This is a genomic window from Nocardioides salsibiostraticola (genome assembly GCF_054783655.1).
Genome location: NZ_BAAGQD010000027.1, coordinates 76220 through 100618 on the forward strand (window position 1 = coordinate 76220; position 24399 = coordinate 100618).

The window sequence follows — 24399 nt, forward strand, 5'->3', positions numbered from 1 at the left end:
CGTGACAGACGCTCCATCCGGCCGATAGTGTCTACCCAGCGTCGCACCTATCAAGCACCAGTGCGGCTGCGGTCCAGCCCAGTCCGCCACAAGCGACACGCTGAGCTCGATCACAACCTGTCCGTGGGGGGCAGCGCATAAATGAGATCACATGGGGTGATCAGTGGTGAAAAGCTCCAACAGCGGAAACGGTCCGATTCTGGTAGCAGGCGGTGGCGGCTTCATCGGCGGCCATCTTGCTGGCTCCTTGCTCCAACAGGGGTACGACGTGCGAGTGGTGGACGTCAAGCCCACCTCGGAGTGGTACCAAGTCCATCGCGACGCTCAGAACCAGCAGGGCGATCTGTCGCTGCTCGCCGATGCTCGGGCGGCGGTCGCGGACACCAGTGAGGTCTACATGCTCGCCGCAGATATGGGCGGGATGGGCTTCATCGAGAACAACAAGGCAGCCTGCATGCTGTCGGTGCTGACCAGCACCCACATGCTCCAGGCCGCGCACGAGGCCGAGGTGCAGCGCTACTTCTACGCCTCCTCCGCCTGCGTCTACGCAGCCCACAAGCAGACCGAGACCGACGTCGTCGCCTTGCGCGAGGCGGACGCCTACCCGGCCATGCCCGAGGACGGCTACGGCTGGGAGAAACTGTTCGCGGAGCGGATGTGCCGCCACTTCGCTGAGGACTACGACTTCACCACCCGGGTGGCTCGCTACCACAACGTCTACGGGCCCCAGGGCACCTACGTCGGCGGGCGCGAGAAGGCGCCGGCTGCGGTCTGCCGCAAGATCGCGCACGCGATGATCACCGGTGACCAGAGCCTGGAGATCTGGGGCGACGGGCATCAGACCCGGAGCTTCACCTACATCGACGACTGCGTCGAGGGCACTCAGATGATCATGGCCGGGGACTCGGCCGAGCCGGTCAACCTGGGCTCCTCCGAACTGGTCTCGATCAACCAACTGGTCGACATCGTCGAGGAGATCGCCGGTGTCCGGTGCGAGCGCACCTACCTGCTCGACGCCCCTCAGGGCGTGCGAGGACGCAACTCGGACAACACCCAGATCCTCCGCGACTACAACTGGGAGCCGTCCACGTCGCTGGCCGACGGGCTCGAGGCCACCTACCGTTGGGTCTACGACGAGGTCAAAAAATCGATGGAGTGACGCCCCAGGCTCACCTCCCCCTACGCGTACTCGTCTTCGACTTCAGCGGCCACCCCTTCCAGGCCGAGTTGAGTCGAGCCCTGGCGGCGCGCGGTCATGACGTCGTCCACGGCTCCTGTGGGGCGTACGTCAGCGGGAAGGGCAACCTGGGGACCGACGACGATGCCACCAACGACGCCGGCGGGACCGGAGGTGCCCTGCGCTTCCGCGTTATCGGGCGCCGGGTGAGGATCGCGAAGTCGGCCTTCTTCCGTCGCTTCTTCCAGGAGGTCTGGCTCGGCCTGGAGCTGCTGCTGCTCGTCGCGCGGGTTCGCCCTCAGGTCGTCCTGGTCTCCACCACCCCGGTGCCGATGGCGTTCCTGCTCGCCTGCTTCCTGCGGATCCGGCGTACGCCGTGGGTCCTGTGGCACCAGGACATCCAGGGTCACGCGGTGCGCGCCTTCGCGCGGGAGAGCAAACCGCTCTACTTCCGCATCTTGGCGTGGGGCTACGCCCGCACCGAACGGTGGACGGCGCGACGAGCCCGCCAGATCGTGGTCATCGCCGACTCCTTCCTGCCCGTGCACCGCGAGTGGGGGACCCTCGATCGGGTCACCGTGATCCCCAACTGGGCGCCCCTCGGCGAGATCCGACCCGGACCCAGGGACAACCCGTGGTCCCAGGAGCAGGGGTTGTCCTCCGAACTCACGCTGTTGTACTCCGGCACGCTCGGTCTCAAGCACCAACCGGCGCTGCTTCCCCGACTCGCGCGGGCCGTCATGGACCGGGGCGTCGACGTACGCCTCGTCGTGGTCAACGAGGGTCCGGCCCGGGCCGTCCTGGAGGAGGAGAGCGCCCGGTGCGGGGTCGCCCTGACCCTGCTTCCGTTCCAGCCCTATGAGCGACTCTCCGAGGTGCTGTCCTCCGGAGACCTGCTGGTGGTGCTCCTCGAGGACGGGGCAGGTTCCTTCTCCGTCCCGTCGAAGACGTTGTCCTACCTGGCCGCCGGCCGCCCGATCGTGGGCTTCATGCCGGCCGACAACCTGGCCGCCGAACTGGTCACCACCGCGGGTGGATGCGTGGTGCCTCCGCACAGGGACTCCCTGGCCGAGGCCGCCGACTGGGCCGCCGACGTCCTGCGCGACCACCAGGGCCGCTCGGACCTGGGGAAGCGGGCCCGTGAGCTGGCCGAGAGCGAGTTCGACCTCACGACCTGCGCCTCGACCTTCGAGGACACCTTGCACACCGCGATCACCGGCTAGGCGGGAGCGCCGGCGTCACTTGGCGCGGGAGGCGTTGCCGTCCTCGTAGTAGTAGTAGTAATAGCCGCGCGAGGCACGCTTGGGCACGAGGTTGATGACCACACCGAAGAGCCGCCCGCCGACCTGTTCGAGGCGACCCACGGCCTGCTCGAGCTGATCGCGGGTCGTCTTACCGTGCCGGACGACCAGGATCACGCCGTCGGCGAGGGTGGAGAGCACCGAGGCGTCGGCCACCGGGAGCAGCGGGGGCGCGTCGATGATGACCATGTCGTAACGCCCGATGAGTTCCTTGATGGTCTCGTGGGTGACCCGGGACTGCAGGATCTCGGTCGGGTTCGGGGGTTTGGGGCCACTGGTCAGCACGTGCAGTCCGCTGGCCTCGTGGACCTGTACGGCGTCCTCGATCTCGGCGGACCCGACGAGCACGGTGGTCAGACCGACCGCGCCGTCCAGGTCGAGTTGCCGGGCCACCCGCGGTCGACGCAGGTCGCCGTCGATGAGCAGGGTGTTACGGCCCGCCTGCGCCAACGCCAGCGCGAGGTTGGTCGAGGTCATTGTCTTGCCTTCGCTGGGCACTGCGCTGCTGATCACCAGGCAGCGGGGGTCCTCGTCGAGGTCGAGGAAACGCAGGTTGGTGCGCAGCAGTCGGAAGGCCTCGGTGCGTTGGGCGAAGGAGTCGAGGTCGGTGAGCAGGGGGCTCTTCTTGATCTGCTTGTCGACCCCGATGCTGGCCAGGACCGGGGCCTCGCTCACGTCGCGCACGTGCTCCATCGTGGTGACGGTGCGGTCGAGCAGTTCTCGAGCCAGGGCGGTCGCCGTGCCGATCATCAGGCCGATCAGGAGGGCGACGATGAGGTTCAGCCGAGTGCGGGGGCTGACCGGGGTGTTGCGGAGTCCGGCCTCGTCGGTGACCGTGGCCACCAGTTGGGTGTCCGAACCGCTCGGTGTCTCGAGGTCGGTGAGGTACTGCGTCAGGCGCTGGGCGGTGATCGACGCCAGGCGCTGGGCGCCTTCGGCCTGGTCGTCGCGGGCCACGATCCGGATGATGGTGGTCTCCGGGACGACCTCCGCGGTGATGTGCTCGGCCAGTTCGCGGGTGGTGACGTCGATCCCGAGGTCGTCGGCGACCTGTCGCATCAGGTTCCCGCTGGTGGCCAGGCTGGCGTAGGAACCGATCCGGCTCTCGGTGAAGAGGCTGACCGCCACGCCGTCGCTGGCCTGTTGGAGGTCGACCGAGACGAACACCCGGGCCTCGGACTCGTACTGAGGGGTGGCCTGCGCACTCAATCCTGCGCTGACGCCGACCGCGACGACGGTGAACACGAAGATGGTCAACCATCGCCGTCTGAGCAGTTGAGCGAACTGCTTGAAGTCCACGTGTCTCCCGGGTGAGTCTGAGGTGATCCGGCCTGCGCTGGATCCTAGGTCACGGCACACCCTTCCGGTCGGTCATGTGCACAGGTTGAGCGGGGTCGTGGGATTCGGGTCCTCGGGGGCCGGTCCCTTGTTAGGGTCGCGGTCGCTGACGACGTCGAAGGAGCCGGATATGGGGGCACTGCACGGAGGAGCCCTGTCCGGGCGGTCCCTACGTGGCTGAGAAGCGGCGTACCCGACGCAGCGTCCGGCGTCGACGTCGACAGATCGCGTTGGGGGTCGCCGGGACCCTGGTGATCCTCGGGGTCGTGTGGTTGGGCTGGAGCGCCCAACGGGCCTTCGCCAACCTCCGCGACGCCCAGGTGCAGGCCGAGTCGCTGCAGGTGGCGCTCACGGCCGGCGACCAGCCATCGGCCGAGGTGGCCCTGACGCAGTTCCAATCCTCGAGTGCCGCGGCGGCCGACGCGACCACCTCACCCGGCTGGACGTTGCTGGAGTGGATCCCCCTGATCGGGGACGACGCCCGCGGTCTGACGATGGTCTCCGACGTCCTGTCGGGCCTGGGACAGGACGCCATCCCCCCGCTGGTCGAGTCAGCCGGCGGAATCAACGCCGGATCCTTCTCACCGTCCGATTCCCAGTTCCCGCTCGAGGAGATCGCGGCGCTCGTCGCCCCGGCCACCCGGAGTCAGACGGCGTTCGAGCAGGCCCGCGAGCGCCTGGAGCCGATCGACTCCACGGGGTTCGCCGGTCCGGTCCAACGGGCCTTCGACGACCTGCGGGTCGAGGTCACCTCCGCCACCGAGACGCTGGACATCGCCACCCGGGCGGCTCAGTTGATGCCCTCGTTCCTGGGCGCGGAGGGGGAGCGGGACTACCTGTTCATCTTCCAGAACAACGCGGAGATCCGGTCCACCGGCGGGCTGCCGGGGAGCATCTCGCGGGTCCGCGCGGCCGATGGTCGGGTCAGGATCGCCCAGCAACAGTCCGGTGGAGCCGACTTCCCGCTGCTGGACAAGCCGGTCCTCCCGCTCACCGACGAGGAGCGTGAGGTGTTCGGGAGCCAGATGGGCACCTACTTCCTCAACGCCAACTTCACCCCCGACTTCCCCCGCGCGGCCGAGCTGTGGCGGGCCCGGTGGAAGGCGAGGTTCGATCGGGACATCGACGGCATCTTCACCGTCGACCCGGTGACCCTGTCCTACCTGATCGCGGCGACCGGGCCCCTCGAGGTCGCGGGCTTCACGTTCACCGCCGAGAACATCGTGCAGGCGGTGGAGAACCAGGTCTACCTGAGCAACCCCGACCCGGAGGTCCAGGACGAGATCCTCGACGCGGTGGCCAAGAAGGCGTTCAACGCCTTCGCCAACGGCCGCGGCAACCCGGTGGAACTGATCCGCGGTCTCGTGCGCGGGGTGACCGAGGGCCGGGTGCAACTGCATTCGTTCGTCGAGGAGGAGCAGGACCTGATCAGGGGGACCGAGGTGGCCGGCGAGCTCGTCGGCGCCGAGAGTTCGAACCCCCAGGTGGGCGTCTACCTCAACGACGGCACCGGGTCGAAGATGTCCTTCTACCTCGACTACGACGTCACCGTGACCCCGACGAACTGTCGGGGCGGCCGCAACGAACTGCTCGGCTCCTTCACCGTCACCTCGGCGACCCCGCCGAACGCCGCTGCGCTACCCGACTCCGTGCAGGGCTTCGCGCCGTTCCGGGACGAATCCCTCCGGCCCGGCCAACAACTGCTCGTGGCCCACGTGATGTCCCCGGTGGGCGGGAGTTCGTCGGACTTCGAGATCGACGGGCAGCCCACTGCCGGCGCCGGGGTGGGGTTCGAGGGCCGCGACGTGGTGTCGTTGGCGCTCGTCCTGGATCCCGGCCAGACCCGGACGGTCACCTGGTCGATGAAGGCCGGTCCGGGTCAGGACGGTGATGTCGAGGTGACGGTCACCCCTGGGGTTGCGCCCGAGGACGAGTCGGTTCTCGCCCGGTCCGCCTGCTGACTTGGCCTGCCGAGACGGAATACATCGGCCCGGGTCTATCGTTCCCTTGCTATGACCACCCCCGGGACGATCCGCGCCAACTACTGGGCCTCCGCTCGCGCGGCGGCCGGGTGTGGCGTCGACGAGGTCCCGGTCGAGGGTCCGATCTCGCTGACCGAGGTCAAGACGCGCCTGGTCGCGCTTCACCCCGATTCCCGGCTCGCTGCGGTCCTCGAGAGCTGCTCGGTCCTGGTCGGCGACCAGCCCGTCGCCTCTCGGAACGCCGACGAGGTCCTGATCGAGCCCGGGTCGACGCTGGAATTCCTACCCCCGTTCGCGGGAGGTTGAGTCGTGAGCACAGGAACCTGGGTGCTGTTGGTCGCTGTGGCAGCCGCACTGGCGTTCGGCGGCTACCGGATGCTGACCGATGGGCGCTTCCGCGGGACGCACGAGCTGAAGGTCTCGGCGGGCGAGTCGGCCGAGGAGCCCGCCGGTGCGTCGGAGCCCGTGGTCCGCGAAGAGACCGTGTGGGACCAGGTCGTGGCTGCGCTGCCCGACTCGACCCCGGGGGAGCGTGCCACGCTCGTGCAGTTCTCCTCCGCCTTCTGCGCGCCGTGCCGGGCCACGCGTCGTACCCTCGGCGAGATCGCTGACGTCGTGCCCGGAGTGGCCCACCTGGAGATCGACGCCGAGCACCACCTCGAGCTCGTACGCCGCCTCTCGGTCCAGCGCACCCCCACCACCCTGATCCTCAACGCCGACGGCGTTGAGGTCTCCCGGGCGGCCGGTGCGCCGCGCAAGGAGCAGGTTCTGGCCGCGCTTCCGATCGACGTCGAGACGGACTCCTGACCACCATGTGGACACGCGTCTCATCTGTTGAGAACAGCATTGGTCGGGAGTCCCGTTCAGTGGCTACGGTTCTGCACATGTTCTCGACCTGGTTGACCAAGCGACGCGCAGTGGATCACTGCCGCGTGTCCTCGGCACTGTGTTGCATGCCCTGATCGGGACCCCCCATTTGTCGCTCATCTGAGAGCCGCGGGTCCCGGTAGCAGGAACATCAGCCACCCAGGACTTCGAAGGATCAGCCATGAGCGCCACCACCAGCAACAACCCCAGCCTCGCCACTCGTACCGCCCCGGTCACCGGGACGCCGGGCCAGATCGACGCCCGCGGGCCGCAGTTCGCCGCGGCCCTGACCGCCTTACTCCTCGGCGCGGTGCTCCTGACCGGGCCCAGCGCCCTGGCCACCGGCCTCCTGGTCATTCAGGCGGGCCTCTTCGCCTGGGCCGTAGCCCGCGGCGTGCAGAGCACCCCACACGCCTGGTTGTTCAAGAACTTCGTCCGCCCGCGCCTCTCGCCGACCACCGACGTCGAGGACCCGGCCCCGCCGCGGTTCGCCCAGGCCGTCGGCCTCGCCTTCGCCCTGGTCGGTGTCGCCGGCTTCCTCGCCGGAGCCGACACCCTCGGCCTGGTCGCCACCGGCTTCGCCCTCACAGCAGCCCTCCTCAACGCGGTCTTCCGCTTCTGCCTCGGCTGCGAGATGTACCTCGGTCTCCGCCGCATCCAGGCCATCGCCTCGAGCAACGAAGCCCGCATCGTCCCCAGCTAGGTGGTTGAGGTGCGAAGGCCGCCAGGCCTGAGCCTCGAAACCCCGGGACCGATCACGCAACCTCTGCCGAGGTTTCGAGGCTCGTCGCTAACGAGCTCCTCACCCCTCGACCAACGAGGCGTATTGAGGTGTGCAGGCCCGAGCCTCGAGACCCCGACCCCACAACGACAAAACGCAACCCCACAAGCCATCCACAAGAAAGCAGGCACCACCATGACGCGCGAGAACTCCCTCGTCTCGACCCAGTGGGTCGAAGACAACCTGACCACCGACGGCATCGTCCTGATCGAGGTCGACGAAGACACCAGCTCCTACGACAAGGGCCACATCGCCGGTGCGATCAAGCTCGACTGGACCACGGACCTGCAGGACCAGGTCCGCCGCGACTTCGTCAACCAGGCCCAGTTCTCCGCCCTGCTCTCCGAGCGCGGCGTCTCCAACGACGACACCGTGGTCCTCTACGGCGGCAACAACAACTGGTTCGCGGCCTACGCCTACTGGTACTTCAAGCTCTACGGCCACCAGGACGTCCGCCTCATGGACGGCGGCCGCAAGAAGTGGGAGCTCGACTCCCGCGAGCTGACCGACGAGCTGCCCGACCGGGCCGCAACGTCGTACTCCGCCTCCGAGCCCGACCTGTCGATCCGCGCCTTCCGCGACGAGACGGTCGCCGCGATCGGCACCAAGAACCTGGTCGACGTCCGCAGCCCCGATGAGTACGCCGGCCGCCTGATGGCTCCGGCCCACCTCCCGCAGGAGCAGGCCCAGCGCGCCGGCCACATCCCCACGGCCTCCAACGTCCCGTGGAGCAAGGCCGCGAACGACGACGGCACCTTCAAGTCCGATGAGGACCTGAAGAAGATCTACTCCGAGGCCGGGGTCGACTGGAGCAAGGACACCATCGCCTACTGCCGCATCGGCGAGCGTTCCTCGCACACGTGGTTCGTGCTCAAGGAACTGCTGGGCGAGAAGAACGTGAAGAACTACGACGGTTCCTGGACCGAGTACGGCTCCCTGGTCGGTGTCCCGGTTCAGCTCGGCGACGAGGCCGGCTTCCCCGAGGGTGGCAACTGATGTGCGGCGCCACTGAGGGCGGACTGTCCCTGGACGGGGTCGACATCAACAAGGAGGCCATCATCCAGGGCCAGGTCCTGCGCGGCAGCGAGCCGGTCGCGTCGGCGTACGTCCGGCTGCTGGACCGGACCGGCGAGTTCACCGCCGAGGTGCCAACCTCCGCCACGGGTCACTTCCGCTTCTTCGCCGGAGAGGGCGATTGGACCCTGCGTACGCTCGCGCCGAAGGCGGACCCCGTAGACAACAAGGTGTCGGCCTCGGTCGGCAAGGTCGCCGAGGTTTCCATCAGCATCTGACCCCCGTCCCGCACGGGCCGAAAGGTGCAGGCAGGCCCGCCGCTGATGCGGCGGGCCTGCCGCCCGTGCTGCCACGAGCGGGTCGCTGGCCTTTCTCGCCTGATCGAGCGAGCAAGCGGCCACATGCCATCGGTGCACGGGTAGGTGTGCGTTACGCGGGCGATCGAAAGCGGGTCCGCCCGCCGGGTTAGGGCGTGAGGTTCGACAACCGGCCAAAGAAGGCGGTCTCGGCTGCCGACCCGGGAAGGGCTCGTGCGCCGAAGTAGATTGCGCCCGCCTTGCTGAGGTGGAGTCGGTCAAAGGTCAGGGGAACACCGACTCCGTCGGTGATCGGGATTTCACCGTCGCGCGCGACGGCGTCCAACCAGGACACATAATTCCCGGGCGGAACTTCCGCTTGAAGGGAAGTTTCGGTTTCCGTCACGTGCTCGGGCACCGCGTTGACTTGATCGGCCCAGTTGTCCATTCGCATCAGCCAGTCGAGGTTCCCACCGAAGTGCTTGGTCCCGATCACGACGAAGGGTTTGTTGTCACCGGTGAAGGTCGAAAGGTTCTCCTCGATACACGGCTCAATTGCGCGGGCTGAGATGACGACGTCCGCGTCGTCGTACAAAGCTTGGTGCGCTCCGGTCGCCTCCGCAACGCAAATGGGGTAGTCGTTGCGGTACACGACTTCGACCGTGGCGAGTTGGGCTGGCGTAAATGATTCGTTGACGCTGTTGATGAAGTCCCTCGCGAAACTATCGCCCGCGACGAGGACCTTGCGGCGGCCGTCGTCGACGAATTCGTCCTGCTTGAGTGCGAAGACAGCCACGTTGTAGGCAATCGTCGACTCTGCGGTGTAGGTACTCCCGGTGGCGAAGGGGAGCCGTGATGGGACGCCCTTGGTGATGTGCAGACCGAGTCCGCTGACGGCCATGGCGGCAACCCCCACGCCGCAGGCGGCGAAGACGACTGACCGGCTGGTCGTGCGCCTGGACCGGAAGGGGGTTTCGACGAACTTCCAGGTCAGCCAGGCCAATCCGAACGTGAGGACCGACAACAGACCGAAAACCCAGGCCGGGGGCGTGTCCTTGGCGTAGATGCGAGCAAACACGAAGAGCGGTTGGTGCCAGAGGTAGGCGCTGTAACTGATGAGTCCGATGCGCACCAGGGCTGGGGTCGCGAGGAGGCGTCCGACTCCGCGTTCGGCGTGAGCGCCAAGGATAAGCAGGCACACCCCACCGACCGGCAGCAGCATCGCCACCCCGGGCGTCGGGGTGTTCTCCCCGAAGGTGAACACCGGCAGCGTGATCATCACCAGCCCGGCCGCCGCAGCGAAGGGGGCCCCGCGGTGTTCACGGATCGTGGGGTTCCTCAGCAGGACCATCGAGACCACAGCGCCCGCCGCGAGTTCCCAGGCCCTCGTCGGAAGCATGTAGAACGCGAAGTTCGGGTTGCGCTGCAGATAGAACTCCGCCAACCCCAAGCTGAGCAGCCCCAGACCGGCCACCACCGGCAGAAGCGCGCGGCGTGCGTACCGCGACACCACGAACAGGAGCAGGGGAGCGATCAGGTAGTACTGCTCCTCCACTCCGAGGCTCCAGGTGTGCAGGAGTGGCTTGAAGTTTGAATCGAGGTCCCAGTAGCCGGAGGTGGTGCTGAGCAGGACATTGTTCGCGGAGAAGCCAGTGGCCAGCAGGGATTGGCCGAAGTTCTGTAGTTCATCGGGCAGCATCCACGCGTAGGCAAAGGGGACGCAGGCCAGGCAAACGAAGATCAGGGCGGGAAGAATCCTGCGTGCGCGCCGCTCCCAGAATCCGCTGAAGGTGAAGGTTCCTTCGGAGAATTGGTTGAGGATGATCGTGGTGATCAGATAGCCACTGAGGACGAAGAAGATGTCCACGCCAATGAATCCACCGGGTAATGGCCCCAGCGAGGCGTGGAACAAGATGACCACGACGACGGCGAAGGCGCGGAGTCCGTCGATCTCGGGACGATATTTCATGTACTTCCTTGGGTAGGCGTCGCAGTTCCCCTCCCCGGGGGAAGTGTTGCACCGAGAGCCCCCATCCGTCGTCGATCCCGACCATTGGTCGTGATGGATTGAGTCACGCGGGCTCCACGGCCAACGCCGGGGTCGCGTCGGCATACGTCCGGCTGTTGGACCGCACCGGCGAGTTCGCCGCCGAGGTGCCAGCCTCCGCCACGGGTCACTTCCGGTTCTTCGCCGGAGGGGGCGATTGGACCCTGCGTACGCTCGCCCCTAAAGCAGAACCCGTAGACAACCAGGTGTCGGCCGCGGTCGGCTCCCTAGCGGAAGTAGTGGTGTTCAGATGACAGAAGAGAGCAAGAGCGCGAACTACCGCGCCGAGACCCTCGGGGTCCACGCCGGCCAGGAGGAGGCGGACCCGACGACCAACGCGCGGGCCGTCCCGATCTACCAGACGACCTCCTACGTCTTCAACGACACCGAGCACGCGGCGAACCTGTTCGCGCTGGCCGAGCCGGGCAACATCTACACCCGGATCATGAACCCGACCCAGTCGGTCTTCGAGGAGCGGATGACGCGCCTCGAGGGCGGTGTCGGCGCCCTGGCCACAGCCTCCGGCTCCGCCGCGACGACGTACGCCGTGATGACGCTGGCGCACGCCGGCGACAACATCGTGGCGCTCTCGACCCTCTACGGCGGCACGTACGCGTTGTTCGCGCACACGCTGCCCCAGTTCGGCATCGAGGTCCGGTTCGTCGACCCCGAGAAGCCCGAGGAGTTGGCCCAGCACGTTGACGAGCGCACCAAGCTCGTCTTCGGTGAGACCGTCGGCAACCCGAAGATCAACGTCATCGATCTGCCGGTGTGGGCCGAGGCCGCTCACGCGCAGGGGCTGCCGTTCATCGTGGACAACACCGCGCCCACGCCGTACCTCATCAAGCCGTTCGAGCACGGCGTCGACGTGGTCGTGCACGCGGCCACCAAGTTCATCGGTGGCCACGGCACCTCGATCGGTGGGGTCATCGTCGACTCCGGGAACTTCGACTGGACCGCGCACGCCGAGCGGTTCGCGAACCTGACCGCACCCGACCCGGCGTACCACGGAGTCGTGTGGACCGACGCCGCCGGACCGGCGGCGTACATCATCCGGGCCCGTACCGTGCTGCTGCGCAACACCGGTGCCGCGATCACCCCGATGAACTCCTGGCTGTTCCTCCAGGGCCTCGAGACCCTGCACCTGCGGATGGAGCGTCACAGCGAGAACGCCCTCACCGTCGCCGAGCACCTAGCGGCGCACGAGGACGTGTCGTGGGTGAGCTACCCGGGTCTGGACGACAGCCCCTACCAGGCGATCCACGACAAGATCGGCACCGGCAAGGGGTACGGCGGCCTGCTCAGCTTCGGCCTGAAGTCCGGGCGCGAGGGCGGCAAGAAGTTCATCGAGTCGCTCAAGCTGTTCAGCCACCTGGCCAACATCGGGGACGCGAAGTCGCTGGCGATCCACAACGCCACGACCACGCACTCCCAGTTGGAGCCGGCAGAACTCGAAGCCGCCGGCGTCCCCGAGGACATGGTTCGGCTCTCGATCGGCATCGAGAACATCGACGACATCATCGACGACCTCGAGCAGGCGCTGACCGCCAGCCGCTGATCGTTCGTCGACGACGGGCCGTTCACCTTCGGGTGGGCGGCCCGTTGCCGTCTGCTGGCCCGCGAGACCTGCGAAGTGGTCGAAATCCGGTCCGAAAAACGACCAGAACGCAGGTCTAGCGGTGCGCGACCCGTACGACGATGAGTCGGCTGGCGCGGCCCACCCCGACATCGTTGACTCCCCTGATCCTGATCCGATAGGTCCCCGGTCGGTTCTTGCGAACGACGAACCGCCTGCCGAACACCGCTTGTGCGGTCCCGTTGACTCGGACCCGGTAGCGCAGGACGGGTTCACCGTTCGAGTTCGGGTACTGCCACCTGATGACGAACTTCTTCTTGGTCTCCTTGACCCGCATCGCCCTGACGCGGCCCGGAGTGGTGGCCGGGACCACGGTGTTGCTCGGCTCGCTCTTGACGCTCTTGCCGCCCTCACTGATCGCCTGGACCCTGAAGGTGACCTCTCTACCGTTCTTCAGGGGCCGGATGAGGGCCGAGGTCCGGTTCCCGGGCACGGTCCACTCGCGGATCTGGGGCCGGATCGTGAGGCGGTACTCCGTGATCGGCGAACTGCTGGCCGGCGCGGTCCACCTGACCAGGGCTCCCCGGTTCGCTCGCCTGACTTTCACATCTGTCGGGGCGTCCGGCTCGGGTGCGTCCGTGACGCGTTGGACGGACTTGCTGTCAGCTGGTTGCCCATGGCTCGCGGTGACAGGGGCGATACCTACGAGGGTGAGAGCCAGGGCGCCGACAAGGGTTCGGCCCGAGAGAATGCGCATAGCGGAACCGTAGGCGCTCGTGTCCGGGATCGCCAAGGGTCCCGACCGGCCGCGACCTGCGTTGTGGTCGAAATCCGTCCGGAGAACAACCACAACGTCGGTGGCGATCGAAACCCACCCACCAACTACCCCAACGGGTGGGGACTAAGAGGGTGAACTGCTGGGACTCTTCTCCCATGGACCCCACCCAGGCGCCGACCCCCACCAGCACGCCCGAGCACGACCTGCCCACCCGAGAGCACCTGATCGGTGCCGGGATCACCTGGAGTGCGCGGTGGAGCCTGCGCTGGGTGGCTATCGCGTTGGGCGCGATCGTGGTGGGGCTGATTGTGATGGAGACGTGGACGATCCTGCTCCCGGTCTTCCTGGCGCTGATCATCTGCACCGTCCTGGCGCCGATCTCGATCTACCTGCGCCGTCGGTGGAAGCTCCCGCCCGCGTTGGCGGCGTTCGTGGCCATGCTGGGCCCCATCGCCGCCCTGGTCGGACTCGGGTTCGCCCTCGCCCCCTCGGTGGCCGGGCAGTCCAACGCCCTGGCCACCGCGACCGTCGAGGGTCTGCAGTCCATTCAGGACTGGGTCCTTCAGGAAGGGTTCATGTCGTCGACGGAGATCGGCGAGGCGCTGCAGAGCCTGCAGGACGGGATCCAGGGGGAGACGGGGACGATTGCGGTCGGGCTGCTGACCGGGGTAACCACCGTCACCAACCTGACGGTCACCTTCGTGGTCACCTTGGCCCTGACGTTTCTGTTCCTCAAGGACGGCCCCGCTTTCGTCCCGTGGGTCCGCCACCTCGCCGGCGGTCACGCCGGTGCCCACCTCGCCGAGGTCTTCCACCGGTGCTGGGTGACCCTGGGCGGGTTCATCCGCGCCCAGGCCATCGTGTCGTTCCTCGACGCGGTCTTCATCGGGACAGCCCTGCTCATCGTGGGGGTGCCGCTGGCCATCCCCCTGGCCGTCCTGACCTTCTTCGGCGGGTTCGTCCCCATCGTGGGGGCCTTCGTGGCCGGCGGGGTCGCGGTGCTGGTGGCCCTGGTGTCGCTGGGCTGGAAGGGCGCCCTGATCGTGTTCGTGGTGATCGTGGTCGTCCAGCAGGTCGAGGGCAACATCCTCTCCCCGATGCTCCAGTCGCGCTCCATGCAACTCCACTCGGCCGTGGTGCTGCTCTCGGTCCTGCTGGGGTCGACCCTGTTCGGCATCGTCGGCGCCTTCTTCGCGGTCCCGTTGATGGCGGTGGTCGCGGTGATCCTGCGGTACCTCGACGAACAGGTCGCCGCCCGGTCCGAGCCCCCCATGGCGCTGCAGGAACCGGAAGCGGACGAGTTCGAAGAGCAGGAGGAACCGGTCTGACGGGACAACCCGGGGTCAGCTGGTGCGGACCTTCGGCCCGAGCTTCAGCTCCTGACCGGGGGCGCCGTCGAGGTTCACGTCGTCGACGTACGTCGTGGTCTTGGTCAGCGACCCCAACCCGGCCCCGCCCTTGACCCACTTCGGGTAGTTCAGGCACTTGCGGGGGACTCGGGCCACCACGGTGTCGGCCTCGTAGTCGACAGCGATCCGGGCGCCGGGGCACTTGTCGCGGCGTACGCCGGCGCCGTCGACGTAGAAGTACGGCTCGTCGGGGACCCCGTCACCGAAGATGAGGACCTCGAGGTTGGCGCGCTTGCCGGTGTTGGTCTTCATCGCGAAGGTCGCGAAGGTGTCGACCCGCTTGCTCTCCTCGAGCTCGCTGACGCTCAGCTTGAAGCGCACCACCCGTTCGGTGTGGGCCACCCGCAGCTTCAGGGTGTCGCCCTTGCGGTGGCGGGGTGCGGGGACCAGGTCGTTGTTGTCGAAGTCGTGCTCGTTGAACTTGTAGATGTCCCCGGTCGCGTCGTGGGTGGTCTTCCCCTCGGCGTAGGCCGGGACAGCGGTGGTCGCCAACCCCAGCGCGAGGGCGGAGACGAGGGCCGGCGCGAGCAGGGTGGCGGTCAGGCGGCGGGATGAGGCGGTGTGAGACATGGGGTTCTCCTGGGCGGTTTCACCCGGCGGGCTGCCGAGGTGGTCTGGTGAATCTAGGAGCGGGACCGGGGTCGCCAGCACCGCCCGGACACCCAAGATCGACTGAGTACGCCGACTCACCGCCCCCTCCCCGGCACCCCACCGTGACCACAGTCTCGACAGGAGGGACCACCCGGGGAATGGGCTCGCCCGACCAGTAGTTTCGACCCCATGCCATCCAGCTCCGCGGGATCGAACTCGGTGGGTCTCACCGAGACCCGTCGAGCGGTGCTGGCCACCGCCGAGAACCCGCTGCCGCTGCGCGGGGGAGGGCAACTCGAGCACGTCGAGGTCGTCTTTGAGACCTACGGTGAGCTGAACGCCGAGCGCGACAACGCGCTGTTCGTCTGCCACGCCCTGACCGGGGACGCCCACGCGGCCGGTCTGCGCGAGGGGGAGACCAAGCCGGGCTGGTGGGACAACCTGATCGGGCCGGGCAAGCCGCTGGACACCGACCGGTTCTTCGTGATCTCGGCGAACCTGCTGGGCGGGTGCTCGGGGACGACCGGGCCGCAGTCGATCAACCCGGCCACGGGGTCGCCGTACTTCCTGGACTTCCCGATCCTGCACATGGCCGACCTCGTCGCCGCCCACCGACGGCTGCTGGACCACCTGGGCATCGAGCGCCTCTACGCCGCGGTCGGCGGCTCGCTCGGGGGGATGCAGGTCCTGCAGTGGGTCATCGACGCCCCCGACCAGATCGACCGGGCCGTCCTGGTCGGCGCCTCCTCACGGATCTCGACGGAGAACATCGCTTTCTCCTCGGTGGCCCGTGAGGCGATCCTGGCCGACCCGGACTTCCACGGCGGCCGGTACGTCGAGCACGGGGTCGTGCCCCGCCACGGCCAGAAGGTCGCCCGGATGATGGCCCACATCACCTACGTCAGCGCCCAGGCGCTGGAGGCGAAGTTCGACCACGAGCGCGACTCGACAGGCCGGGACTGGCGCCTGGGTCCGGACTTCGCGGTCGAGCACTACCTCCAACACCAGGGGGAAACGTTCCTGGGCCGCTTCGACGCACTGTCCTACCTCTACCTGACCCGGCTGATGGACTACTTCGACCCGTTCGGCGACCCGGAGACCGAAGCCCGACTGGCCGCGTCACCGACCCGCTTCCAGATCACGTCCTTCGACTCCGACTGGCGCTTCGACACCACCCAGTCCCAACGGATGGCCGCCGAACTCGCCCGTTGCGGCCGCGAGGTCGACCTCGCCGAGATCTCCTCCCCGCACGGCCACGACTCGTTCCTCCTCACCCCACCGGGCTACCATCGTCGGGTCGCAGACTTCCTCCGCTGATCGGCCTAGACCACCCCTTGTCCGATATCCCAGATAGGCGGATATTGGCTCGGGAGACGCACTCGCTTCAGGGGGAGTACATGAGCACGCACCGAGGAAAGCACCACCACCACACCCGTCAACACCACGACAACGTGGTCGACGACCGCCGCCGCATGATGATCGCGCAGTGGATCGGACTCCCACTGCTGACCCTCATCACGATCTTCCTGGTCTGGCAGGCCATGAACAAAGTCTGACTAACACGTCGCTGGCCAAGGCGAGAGTGGCGCTGGTGGAGCCTCGAAACCAGGCCCCCAAAACCCAAGACCACTCTTAACCAAACCCAGCTGGTCTAGCCATCGCAAAATGTGACGCGGATCTTATTGGTCACCCCTTGTCCGAATAATCTGTTGGCCGCATCCTGTGCCCGGGACAACAAGAAAAGAAGGGGCATATGAGTACGCGTCGAAGGAAGCGGACCGTGTACGGAAGTCCGGTGGCACAACACCGACGATTGATGATCATGCAGTGGGTGGGACTACCGATCCTGGCCATGATCACGGTGTTCTTGATGTGGGAAGCCCTGCAAAAAGGGTGAAGCGTTAAGTCAGGTGGAGGGGAAGGCCCCTCCACCTGACTGCTCAGCCAATTTCGACGAGCGAACTCAACGCACCTTCGACGTACGCTTACTGAACCGCAATGTCTTGTCGTACCCCTGCTTCAGGGTCACCACCCGCACGGACATCTTCTTGCCGCGGAAGCTTTTCACGAGCACGATCTTCCGGTCCTTCTGTTTGCCGAGCTTCTTGCCGTTGGCGTACCACTGGTAGCGCACCACCGCCCCGATGTCGTGCCGCCCGGCCTTGGCCCGCAACTTCTTGCCGACCCGGGTCTTGCCCTTGACGACCGGCTTCGGATTCCGGGTCCGGTCGCCGAGGCGGACCAGGTCGGTGGGCTCGCTGGTCTGGATGTCATCGTCGGCCCCGCCCTTGCGGTAGCCGACGGCCACGGTCATGCGGTGGTTGTAGTCCGCACCAACCAAGTCGTACGCCGCCCCGTTGGCGCCGGCGATCTTCTCGTCGTCGCGGTACCACTGGAAGAACACCTGCGTGCCCTCGTCGTCGGTGTCGGGGTCCGCGGTCAGGCGGTTCCCGACCTGGACGACTCCGGAGATCGTCGGCTTCGGGGTGGGAGAGACGCCCGTGTCTACGGGATGTGTCACCGAGCAGGATTCGCACACTCCGCCGAGGGTGACCGGGGCGGCCACTACCGAGAGGGAGGTGTCGTCGGGCTGATCGAACACCACCGCGTCGAAGGTCATGGTGGAACTGGCTCCGAGGGCGGTCTCAGGGATGGACCAGGTCAGGGTGTCGCCATCGCGGGTCACGTCGGCGGGCAACGTGGTGACCACGGCCGAGTCGTCGAGGCCGGACAGATCGACGGTGACCTCGCTCGCGGTGAGCGGCACCTTGCCGTTGCTTGCGGCCGTCAGCGTGTAGGTCACCGTGTCGCCACCGGCAACCGCGGTCCCGCCTGCGGGGGTTGCGGACTCGCTCAGCGCGAAAGAGGGGGGCCACGCGGGCTTGTCGGCGTCATAGACCCAGTCCTGGAAGAAGGCGCTGAGTTCGCGTCCGGAGATCTCCTCCGACAGGGCGATGAAGTCGGCCGTGGAGGCGTCCCCGCCGCCGAAGCGCTGCTGCCAGGTGAGCATGATGGCGTGGAGGGCCTCGGTGCCGACCGCGCTGCGCAGCGCCTCGAGGGTCATCGCGCCGCGGGTGTAGATCTGCCAGCCGAACAGGTCGGTGTCGTCGGGCATGTTCGCCGGCGGGGTCTTCCACTTGTCGTCGTCCGCGCCGGTGGAGTTCCAGACGTTGAACCACTTGGTCTCCGGGGTGGTGGCCGTTCGACCGGCGGCGAAGTTGTATTCGCTGGTCATGTATTCCGCCGGACCCTCGTTGAGCCAGATGTCGTTCCAGTCGGTGGGGGAGACGTTGTCGCCGAACCACTGGTGGACGATCTCGTGGGTCAGGGTGTCGGCCCCGATCTGGGCCTCGAAGTAGGAGCGGTCCTGGGTCTCCAGGGCGTACCCGAGGCTGGAGATGTCGACGACCAGCCCGGCTGCGGCGCCCGGGTAGGGCCCGTAGTTCCCTTCCATGAACGCGAAGATGTCGGCGAACCGGGCCCGTTGCGTGGCTTGGCCGCTGGTGGCTCGGGCTGCGGGGTCCTCATAACTCCATTCCTGGGTGCTGCGTCCCCCGGGGAGCGGGATGGTCGAGGTGTACTCGGTGAAGTTCCCGATTGCTACGAGCGTGAGGTACGGCGCCATCTGGTTGGGCTGCTGCCACTTCCAGGTCCGGGTGCCGTCCCCGTTGCTGTCCTTCGAGAGCAAGACCCCGTTGCTGACCGCAGAGACCCCGACCCCGGGGACGATCTCCGGGACGGTGAGGTCGATGTCGAAGGTCGCCTTGTCGCGGGGCGTGTTGTTGTTTGGGAAGAACGTCATCGCCCCCACGGGTTCGTTGACCGCGACCGCACCGTCTGTCGTGGCGTTCCACCCCTCCATGCTGCCGTCGGAGTCGGTGTGAGCCGTGGGTGTGCCCGAGTAGGTCACCACGGTGGTGAACTCCCCGGACACCGGCTCGGCCGGAGTGACAACCAGCTTGAACTTCGTCACCGACTCATCCTGGTCACGCGCCCAGGTCGCCGCGGCATCGTTCACCGTGATGCTGTCGACGGTCAGACCCTCGAAGTCCAACCCGAACGACGACAGCGGAGCCGGCGCGTCCGCGGTGATCGTCGTGGTCGCCTCGATCGAACCGCTGGTGAGGTACTCGAGGTCGATCGCGTAGTTGCTGACGTCGTAACCCCCGTTCCCCATGTGCGGGAACAGGCTGTCCCCATTGGTCAACGCCCCGGGCGTCGCCTCATCGGCGGCGGCGGGTAGGACTGCGAAGCCCACTGTGGATGCCATCACCCCGCCCACGAGCAACCGGACGAGAGGGCGGGTGGAGCCAGATCGGGTGAGCCGCATGAGCGAGATCCTCAGTGTCGTGGGACGACCCCCTGGGCGTTGGTCGTCAGAGGGGTTAACGAAGGCAGAAGTACAGCGTTACATCTCTTCGCCGTTGGTTGAGGAAAGACGAAGTCTTGTCTCGAAACCCGGCGACCCAACGCCGCCGCTGGTGGAGCGGGGACGAAGTCCCGTCTCGAAACCCACCCGCCGCCGGTGGTTGAGGTGTGACGAGTTGCCCTGTGTCAACCTTCGCTGTGTTTCATGCGGCTTGTGGTGGTGTTTGGTTCAGGACGCGTTGGAGCGCGTTATGGCGGTCGGGGTGGTAGGTGGTGCCGTCTTGCCAGCATCGCCAGATGATGTCGGCCCAGGCGCGGCCGAGGATCCGTACGGCGTGGGGGTGGTCGTGGCCGCGCGCTCGGGCTCGTTGGTAGAGGTCTTGCGCCCAGGGATTCGCTCGGCGGCAGTCGCCGGCGAAGTCACACAGTGCGTCGCGGAGGTCTCGATCGGCTGACCAGCGGAAGGTGACGGTTTTGATCTTTCCCGATTGGCGGGTCGAGGGTGCGACGCCTGCTAGGCAGGCCAGGGAGGCTGCGGTGGGGAATCGGCCGCGGGCGTCTCCGATCTCTGCGAGTAGGCGCGCTGCTCGTAGGGTCCCGGAGCGGGGCAGAGACGCGAAGAGGTCGTGATCGGGGTGGGCATCGAACTGGTCGCTGATGGTGCGGGCGAGGGCCTCTATCTGGGTGTTCAGGACACGTAGCACTGCGACGTAGGCGGAGGTGACCGCTGCGGTCGTATGGGCATCGGGGCCGGTCGTGCCGGCCGGTGCGGCGATGAGGTGTTGATGCAGGACGGCGGGGTCCGTCTTTCCCGGAGTAACCGATCTTCTCCAGCCATTGAGCCAGTCGTTGCGGGGAGAGCCAATCGACTTTGGTCTGGGTGGTGAATCGTTCGATGAAACTCAAACTCACTGCCGAATCGAGGTCCTTGAACAGTCCGACTACCCCAGGCAGCACAATCTGGAGGTGCGCGCGGAGTTGGTTCGCTGTCGCGACGCGGTGCTCGACGAGGTCTCGGCGTGCTCGCACACTGGTCCGTAGCACTCTGGTCGCGTGAGTCGAACGCACCAGAGGTGTGAGGCGCCGCCGATCGGTGCGTACGACGTCGGCCAAGACGTAGGCGTCGAAGCGGTCGTCCTTGTTGCCGGCTGATCCGTATCGCGAACGGAGGTTCTTGACCTGGTTCGGGCTGATCACCAAGACCGTGAGGTCGGTGTCTAGCAGCGTCTCGATGACGGGGCCGTCGCCGCGTTCGATGCCGATCTCACGCACATCGGCGGCGGCGAGACGTTTCACGAGTCGCTTCATTCCGGCCGCGGTGTGAGCGATGGTGAATCGTTCGATGACCTCACCGCGGGGGTCGATGATGCATACGGCGTGGTCGTCTTGGGCCCAGTCCAGACCCGCACAGAATCTCGGTCTCATGGCTTGAGGGGTCACACTCATATCGGTTCCTCGCTGTTGGAGCAGTGAGAGAACACCCGGTGGTCCGGGACCCCGCAGCCGGTCGCTCACTGATCGGCGCTCATCGGCGCATAGCCCTGTAGCCGGTCTGGGGATCCTGGCCCACCGGGCCCCACAGAACTCGTCGTGGATCTCGAGAATCACGCGCAGCAGGCGGTGGCCCGGTAGGGACCAGGGGTGTACCGGCAGCTCATCTGGAACCACCGACAACCCGATGGTGCACCAGTGAGCGCAGCGAGGAGCCTCGAAACCCGGCGAGCAGGAGACCGACCCACCCACCACAGGTCCCTCGAACTGGTCAAGACCACCCTCAAACCCGAACTATCCTTCTCCTCATGCCCAAACCCCTCCGCCTCCTACTCGGAGGGGCATTTCTCGCCTACCTCGGCGTCGTCGCCCAACTAGTCCTCAACCCGAGCACCTCCCTGGGAGACCGAGCCATCGTCAAGCTGGTCTCGGTGACGGACAAGCTCGGCGTAGCGCTGTCGACCTCGGCCGCGGAATTCGGTCTCAACGTGCTCCTGGTCGTCCCGCTCGGACTGCTGGGCGGGCTGCTTTTCCCGAAGGTCCGGCCCACCGCCTGGGTGGCGGGCGTCTTCATCGCAAGCCTGACCGTCGAGCTCATCCAACTGGTCGGGCTCTCCACCCGCACCGGCTCCAGCCAGGACGTCGTGGCCAACACGCTGGGCGCCTTCGCGGGGGCTCTCCTGTTGGCGATGGTCCGCGAGGTCATCGCGGGCATCAACCTCGACCCACCCACACCCCGGGAGACAGACCCTCGGTGGGAGGGCCTCTCGAGACCGCCGTGGCGCAACCTGCTCATCGGCGCCTACGTCGTCTACCTCTCCGCTGTCGTCTACCTGGTCTGGGCGCCCAACCCGTCCGTCCCAAGCCGCGGTGTGTTCAGTTTGGTCGATTTCGCGGGTTGGTTCGGTTTGACCATCAGCAGCTCCGCCGCCGAACGAGGACTCAACGTCCTGATGCTGGTGCCCCTGAGCCTGATCGGCGGACTGTTGCTCCGACGTCTGACCTTCTCCGACTGGGTGGTTGCTGGGTTCGTGCTCAGCGCCGGGGTGGAGATCGTCCAACGGATCGTTCTGCCCACCAGGAGCGGATCGGCCCGCGACATCGTGGCCAACACCCTGGGCTCCCTGATCGGAGCCCTCATCCTGGCTGCGGTCTGGGCATTGTGGAACCAACGCACGCAACCGGTTCAGCGTGGTGAAGCGACGCCGGTCACCGGCGCTGGCACCATGCAGAGGTGAGCACCTCCACCACCCCACCCCTCATGATCACGGTGGCCCCCACGGGGGCCGAGACCACCAAGGCCGACGTCCCGCATCTCCCGACCACCACTGAAGAGATCGTCGCAACCGCGGTCGAGTGTGAGGCCGCGGGCGCATCGATGATCCACGTCCACATCCGCGACGACGACCACCGACCGACCCTGGACCAGGCCCGCCTCCGCGAGACCGTCGAGGCCCTGCGTGAGAGCACCAACCTGGTCGTCCAGCTGTCCACCGGTGGCTCGGTCCACGACCCGTACGACGCCCGGCTCGCCGTCCTCGACGCGGCCCCGGACTCGTGCAGCCTGACCATGGGCACCACCAACTTCGGCGACGATGTCTTCTCCAACCCCTGGCCCTTCATCTGCGAGCTCTACCAAGGCGCTCAGGAGCGGGGGCTCGCCCCGGAGTTCGAGTTGTTCGACCTCGGCCATGTGGCATCTCTCGGCAGGCTGCTCGATCGATACGGGCTGCCCGTGGGGGACAAGGTGCACTGCGACTTCGTGATGGGCGTGCCAGGCGGGATGCCCGGGACAGCCCCAGCACTGGTCGCGGCACTCGCTGCCATGCCCGCGGCGGTTACATCCTGGTCAGCAACCGGCATCGGCCGGTCCAGCCTCCCAGTGATGTTGGCCGCCCTCAGCATGGGAGGACACCTGCGAGTCGGGATGGAAGACGTGGTGACCCTGAGCCGCGGCGTTGCGGTAGAAAGCAACGCCCAACTTGTCCGGAGGGCCGCGGCACTCGGAAGCATCGTGCAGCGGCCGACGGCAACGTCGGACGAAGCTCGACGCCTTCTCGGTCTGGAGTAGGCGGACACGCCATCAACGATTCGGAGAAATGTCCGTCCGGATCTCGACAGGGACTACCGGTACCACATGTTGGTGTGGTTTATTAGGTTATTGCATCGAGCCGCTCGGGCAGACATGGGAGAAGCCACAATGAAGAAACTGTTCGCCGTCATCGTCACCGCGTTCATGATGGCTACAGGCCTCGTAGCGCTCACGGGGACGTCCGCGCAGGCCGCGCGCTGTCCCTACACCGGCTGCATCAATACCGCCACGACCACCTCCGGTCCCTACGGGGTCAGGAACGGCCGGTCCACCCGCGTCAAGGTTCGCGTTGCCGCGGCCGGGAACGCCCGCCCCAACGGCACTCTCATCGTCGTGGTCCGCAAACAGGGCAAGGGCAAGATTCGCACGAAGACCTTTAGGTACCGCGGCACACCCACAGTGGTCAACAGTGGCCGACTCTTCGGTAAGGGCAACTACAAGGTCATCGTGAAGTACAAGCCCGGCCCGAACGACCCCTACCGCAAGTCCCGCGGCATCCACCTCCTGCGGGTTCGCTGAACCATCTAGACCACAGGAACGTCCCCCGATCATCTCGGGGGACGTTCTGCATTTGTTCGGTCATGGGCGTGGAGGTGTCCAGATCAGCCATATTTGCTGGTCAGGAGCGGAGCGATCCCTAGTAGGCGCCGATTCGCTATGGGTTGAAAGCAAGGAAGCCGCTTAGTCGCCCTGTCATTGGACGCGTCCAAATCCTCAGAGCGCGAAAATCGGGAGTCTGATGTCCACATCTAGGTCGATGTGTGATTACCTACAGGGGTTAACAGTTTCGAGGCATGCACATGCCGCTAGGAGATACACACCATGAAGAAGTTCCTCGCAGGGGTCATCACTGCGTTCATGATGGCCAGCGGCCTGGTCGCCTTCACCGGCTCCTCCGCTTCCGCCGCACGCTGCCCGTACACGGGCTGCATCAAGACCGCGACCACCACGTCCGGTCCGTTCAACGTTCCGAACCGAACGTTCGCTCGGATCAAGATCCGCATCGCCGCAGCTGGCAACGCGAAGCCCAGTGGCAAGTTGATCATCGTTGTCCGCAAGCAGGGCAAGGGCAAGATCCGCGTCAAGACGACTAGATACAACGGCACCCCCAAGGTGATTCGGTCTGGCAAGCTCTTCGGCAAGGGTAAGTACAAGATCATCGTCAAGTACCGCCCCGGCCCGAACGACCCGTACAAGCGCTCGCGCGGCATCAAGTTGCTGCGGGTGCTCTGATACACATCGCTTGAGTAGAACGTCCCTCAGCTTCGGCTGGGGGACGTTCTGCATTTCG

At 66.6% G+C, this 24399-nt stretch carries 23 protein-coding genes and 1 pseudogene; 17 read left to right on the plus strand and 7 right to left on the minus strand.

Features of this window, described 5'->3' with window-relative positions; genetic code table 11:
- Positions 1-166 precede the first annotated feature (166 nt).
- Together ACYVLV_RS18195 and ACYVLV_RS18200 are read left to right on the plus strand one after the other, a co-directional pair.
- Positions 167-1159, plus strand: a complete 993-nt coding sequence (locus ACYVLV_RS18195; protein WP_460812435.1) for an NAD-dependent epimerase/dehydratase family protein — start codon at positions 167-169, stop codon at positions 1157-1159.
- Positions 1156-2400, plus strand: a complete 1245-nt coding sequence (locus tag ACYVLV_RS18200) for a glycosyltransferase family 4 protein (protein ID WP_460812437.1) — start codon at positions 1156-1158, stop codon at positions 2398-2400. Before ACYVLV_RS18195 ends, ACYVLV_RS18200 begins: the two co-directional genes overlap by 4 nt.
- A gap of 15 nt (positions 2401-2415) precedes the next feature.
- Here the strand turns inward: ACYVLV_RS18200 and ACYVLV_RS18205 are convergent, their stop codons facing one another.
- Positions 2416-3777 (minus strand): tyrosine-protein kinase domain-containing protein, encoded by a 1362-nt coding sequence (locus ACYVLV_RS18205; RefSeq protein WP_460812439.1) that lies wholly within the window; start codon positions 3775-3777, stop codon positions 2416-2418.
- A gap of 212 nt (positions 3778-3989) precedes the next feature.
- Here ACYVLV_RS18205 and ACYVLV_RS18210 point away from each other — a divergent pair, with 212 nt between their 5' ends.
- The 6 genes from ACYVLV_RS18210 to ACYVLV_RS18235 all read left to right on the plus strand — a co-directional run bounded on the left by ACYVLV_RS18210 (position 3990) and on the right by ACYVLV_RS18235 (position 8738).
- Positions 3990-5777 carry a DUF4012 domain-containing protein gene (locus tag ACYVLV_RS18210; RefSeq protein WP_460812441.1) on the plus strand — a complete coding sequence of 596 codons (1788 nt, stop codon included), beginning with the start codon at positions 3990-3992 and terminating at the stop codon, positions 5775-5777.
- Between the two features lie 51 nt (positions 5778-5828).
- A complete protein-coding gene (locus ACYVLV_RS18215; protein WP_460812444.1) occupies positions 5829-6104 on the plus strand; it encodes a MoaD/ThiS family protein in 276 nt (91 codons plus the stop codon).
- Between the two features lie 3 nt (positions 6105-6107).
- Positions 6108-6605 (plus strand): thioredoxin family protein, encoded by a 498-nt coding sequence (locus ACYVLV_RS18220; RefSeq protein WP_460812446.1) that lies wholly within the window; start codon positions 6108-6110, stop codon positions 6603-6605.
- A gap of 241 nt (positions 6606-6846) precedes the next feature.
- The gene (locus ACYVLV_RS18225; protein WP_460812448.1) at positions 6847-7368 is read left to right on the plus strand and encodes a DUF4395 domain-containing protein; all 522 of its coding nucleotides are present in this window, start codon (positions 6847-6849) and stop codon (positions 7366-7368) included.
- A 213-nt stretch (positions 7369-7581) separates the two neighbouring features.
- Complete coding sequence (locus ACYVLV_RS18230; protein ID WP_460812449.1) at positions 7582-8442, plus strand: sulfurtransferase; 861 nt, start codon at positions 7582-7584, stop codon at positions 8440-8442.
- Positions 8442-8738 carry a DUF1416 domain-containing protein gene (locus tag ACYVLV_RS18235; RefSeq protein ID WP_460812452.1) on the plus strand — a complete coding sequence of 99 codons (297 nt, stop codon included), beginning with the start codon at positions 8442-8444 and terminating at the stop codon, positions 8736-8738. The genes ACYVLV_RS18230 and ACYVLV_RS18235 overlap by 1 nt, the downstream gene beginning before the upstream one ends.
- A gap of 187 nt (positions 8739-8925) precedes the next feature.
- Here ACYVLV_RS18235 and ACYVLV_RS18240 read toward each other — a convergent pair whose 3' ends face one another.
- On the minus strand, positions 8926-10725 hold the full coding sequence (locus ACYVLV_RS18240) for an acyltransferase family protein (RefSeq protein ID WP_460812454.1): 1800 nt from the start codon (positions 10723-10725) through the stop codon (positions 8926-8928).
- A gap of 98 nt (positions 10726-10823) precedes the next feature.
- On the opposite strand from ACYVLV_RS18240, the gene ACYVLV_RS18245 reads away from it, so the two are divergent.
- Both ACYVLV_RS18245 and ACYVLV_RS18250 read left to right on the plus strand, forming a co-directional pair.
- Positions 10824-11057 (plus strand): DUF1416 domain-containing protein, encoded by a 234-nt coding sequence (locus ACYVLV_RS18245; RefSeq protein WP_460812456.1) that lies wholly within the window; start codon positions 10824-10826, stop codon positions 11055-11057.
- The gene (locus ACYVLV_RS18250) at positions 11054-12361 is read left to right on the plus strand and encodes an O-acetylhomoserine aminocarboxypropyltransferase/cysteine synthase family protein (protein WP_460812458.1); all 1308 of its coding nucleotides are present in this window, start codon (positions 11054-11056) and stop codon (positions 12359-12361) included. Before ACYVLV_RS18245 ends, ACYVLV_RS18250 begins: the two co-directional genes overlap by 4 nt.
- 115 nt (positions 12362-12476) lie before the next feature.
- Here the strand turns inward: ACYVLV_RS18250 and ACYVLV_RS18255 are convergent, their stop codons facing one another.
- Positions 12477-13136, minus strand: coding sequence for a fibronectin type III domain-containing protein (locus tag ACYVLV_RS18255; RefSeq protein WP_460812460.1), 660 nt, complete (start codon positions 13134-13136; stop codon positions 12477-12479).
- A gap of 176 nt (positions 13137-13312) precedes the next feature.
- Here ACYVLV_RS18255 and ACYVLV_RS18260 point away from each other — a divergent pair, with 176 nt between their 5' ends.
- Positions 13313-14485: an AI-2E family transporter gene (locus tag ACYVLV_RS18260; RefSeq protein ID WP_460812462.1), complete on the plus strand. Its 1173-nt coding sequence runs from the start codon at positions 13313-13315 to the stop codon at positions 14483-14485.
- Positions 14486-14500: 15 nt separating this feature from the next.
- On the opposite strand, the gene ACYVLV_RS18265 is transcribed toward ACYVLV_RS18260, so the two are convergent.
- Positions 14501-15136 (minus strand): hypothetical protein, encoded by a 636-nt coding sequence (locus tag ACYVLV_RS18265; RefSeq protein WP_460812465.1) that lies wholly within the window; start codon positions 15134-15136, stop codon positions 14501-14503.
- Between the two features lie 210 nt (positions 15137-15346).
- Here ACYVLV_RS18265 and metX point away from each other — a divergent pair, with 210 nt between their 5' ends.
- Both metX and ACYVLV_RS18275 read left to right on the plus strand, forming a co-directional pair.
- On the plus strand, positions 15347-16474 hold the full coding sequence (gene metX / locus ACYVLV_RS18270) for a homoserine O-acetyltransferase MetX (protein ID WP_460812469.1): 1128 nt from the start codon (positions 15347-15349) through the stop codon (positions 16472-16474).
- Between the two features lie 80 nt (positions 16475-16554).
- Positions 16555-16713 (plus strand): hypothetical protein, encoded by a 159-nt coding sequence (locus ACYVLV_RS18275; protein ID WP_460812472.1) that lies wholly within the window; start codon positions 16555-16557, stop codon positions 16711-16713.
- Positions 16714-17120: 407 nt separating this feature from the next.
- Here ACYVLV_RS18275 and ACYVLV_RS18280 read toward each other — a convergent pair whose 3' ends face one another.
- The 3 genes and pseudogenes from ACYVLV_RS18280 to ACYVLV_RS18290 form a co-directional block, all read right to left on the minus strand.
- On the minus strand, positions 17121-19487 hold the full coding sequence (locus tag ACYVLV_RS18280) for a M1 family aminopeptidase (RefSeq protein ID WP_460812475.1): 2367 nt from the start codon (positions 19485-19487) through the stop codon (positions 17121-17123).
- A 241-nt stretch (positions 19488-19728) separates the two neighbouring features.
- Positions 19729-20229: a transposase gene (locus ACYVLV_RS18285; RefSeq protein ID WP_460812477.1), complete on the minus strand. Its 501-nt coding sequence runs from the start codon at positions 20227-20229 to the stop codon at positions 19729-19731.
- 256 nt (positions 20230-20485) lie between these two features.
- A pseudogene (locus ACYVLV_RS18290) lies at positions 20486-20971 on the minus strand (IS110 family transposase); the annotation flags it as partial.
- A 353-nt stretch (positions 20972-21324) separates the two neighbouring features.
- Here ACYVLV_RS18290 and ACYVLV_RS18295 point away from each other — a divergent pair.
- The 4 genes from ACYVLV_RS18295 to ACYVLV_RS18310 all read left to right on the plus strand — a co-directional run bounded on the left by ACYVLV_RS18295 (position 21325) and on the right by ACYVLV_RS18310 (position 24341).
- Entirely contained in the window at positions 21325-22254 is a 930-nt protein-coding gene (locus ACYVLV_RS18295) for a VanZ family protein (protein ID WP_460812480.1), read from the plus strand.
- The gene (locus ACYVLV_RS18300; protein WP_460812482.1) at positions 22251-23087 is read left to right on the plus strand and encodes a beta-keto acid cleavage family enzyme; all 837 of its coding nucleotides are present in this window, start codon (positions 22251-22253) and stop codon (positions 23085-23087) included. The genes ACYVLV_RS18295 and ACYVLV_RS18300 overlap by 4 nt, the downstream gene beginning before the upstream one ends.
- 129 nt (positions 23088-23216) lie before the next feature.
- Entirely contained in the window at positions 23217-23627 is a 411-nt protein-coding gene (locus ACYVLV_RS18305) for a hypothetical protein (RefSeq protein WP_460812485.1), read from the plus strand.
- Positions 23628-23930: 303 nt separating this feature from the next.
- The gene (locus ACYVLV_RS18310; RefSeq protein WP_460812488.1) at positions 23931-24341 is read left to right on the plus strand and encodes a hypothetical protein; all 411 of its coding nucleotides are present in this window, start codon (positions 23931-23933) and stop codon (positions 24339-24341) included.
- Positions 24342-24399 lie beyond the last annotated feature (58 nt).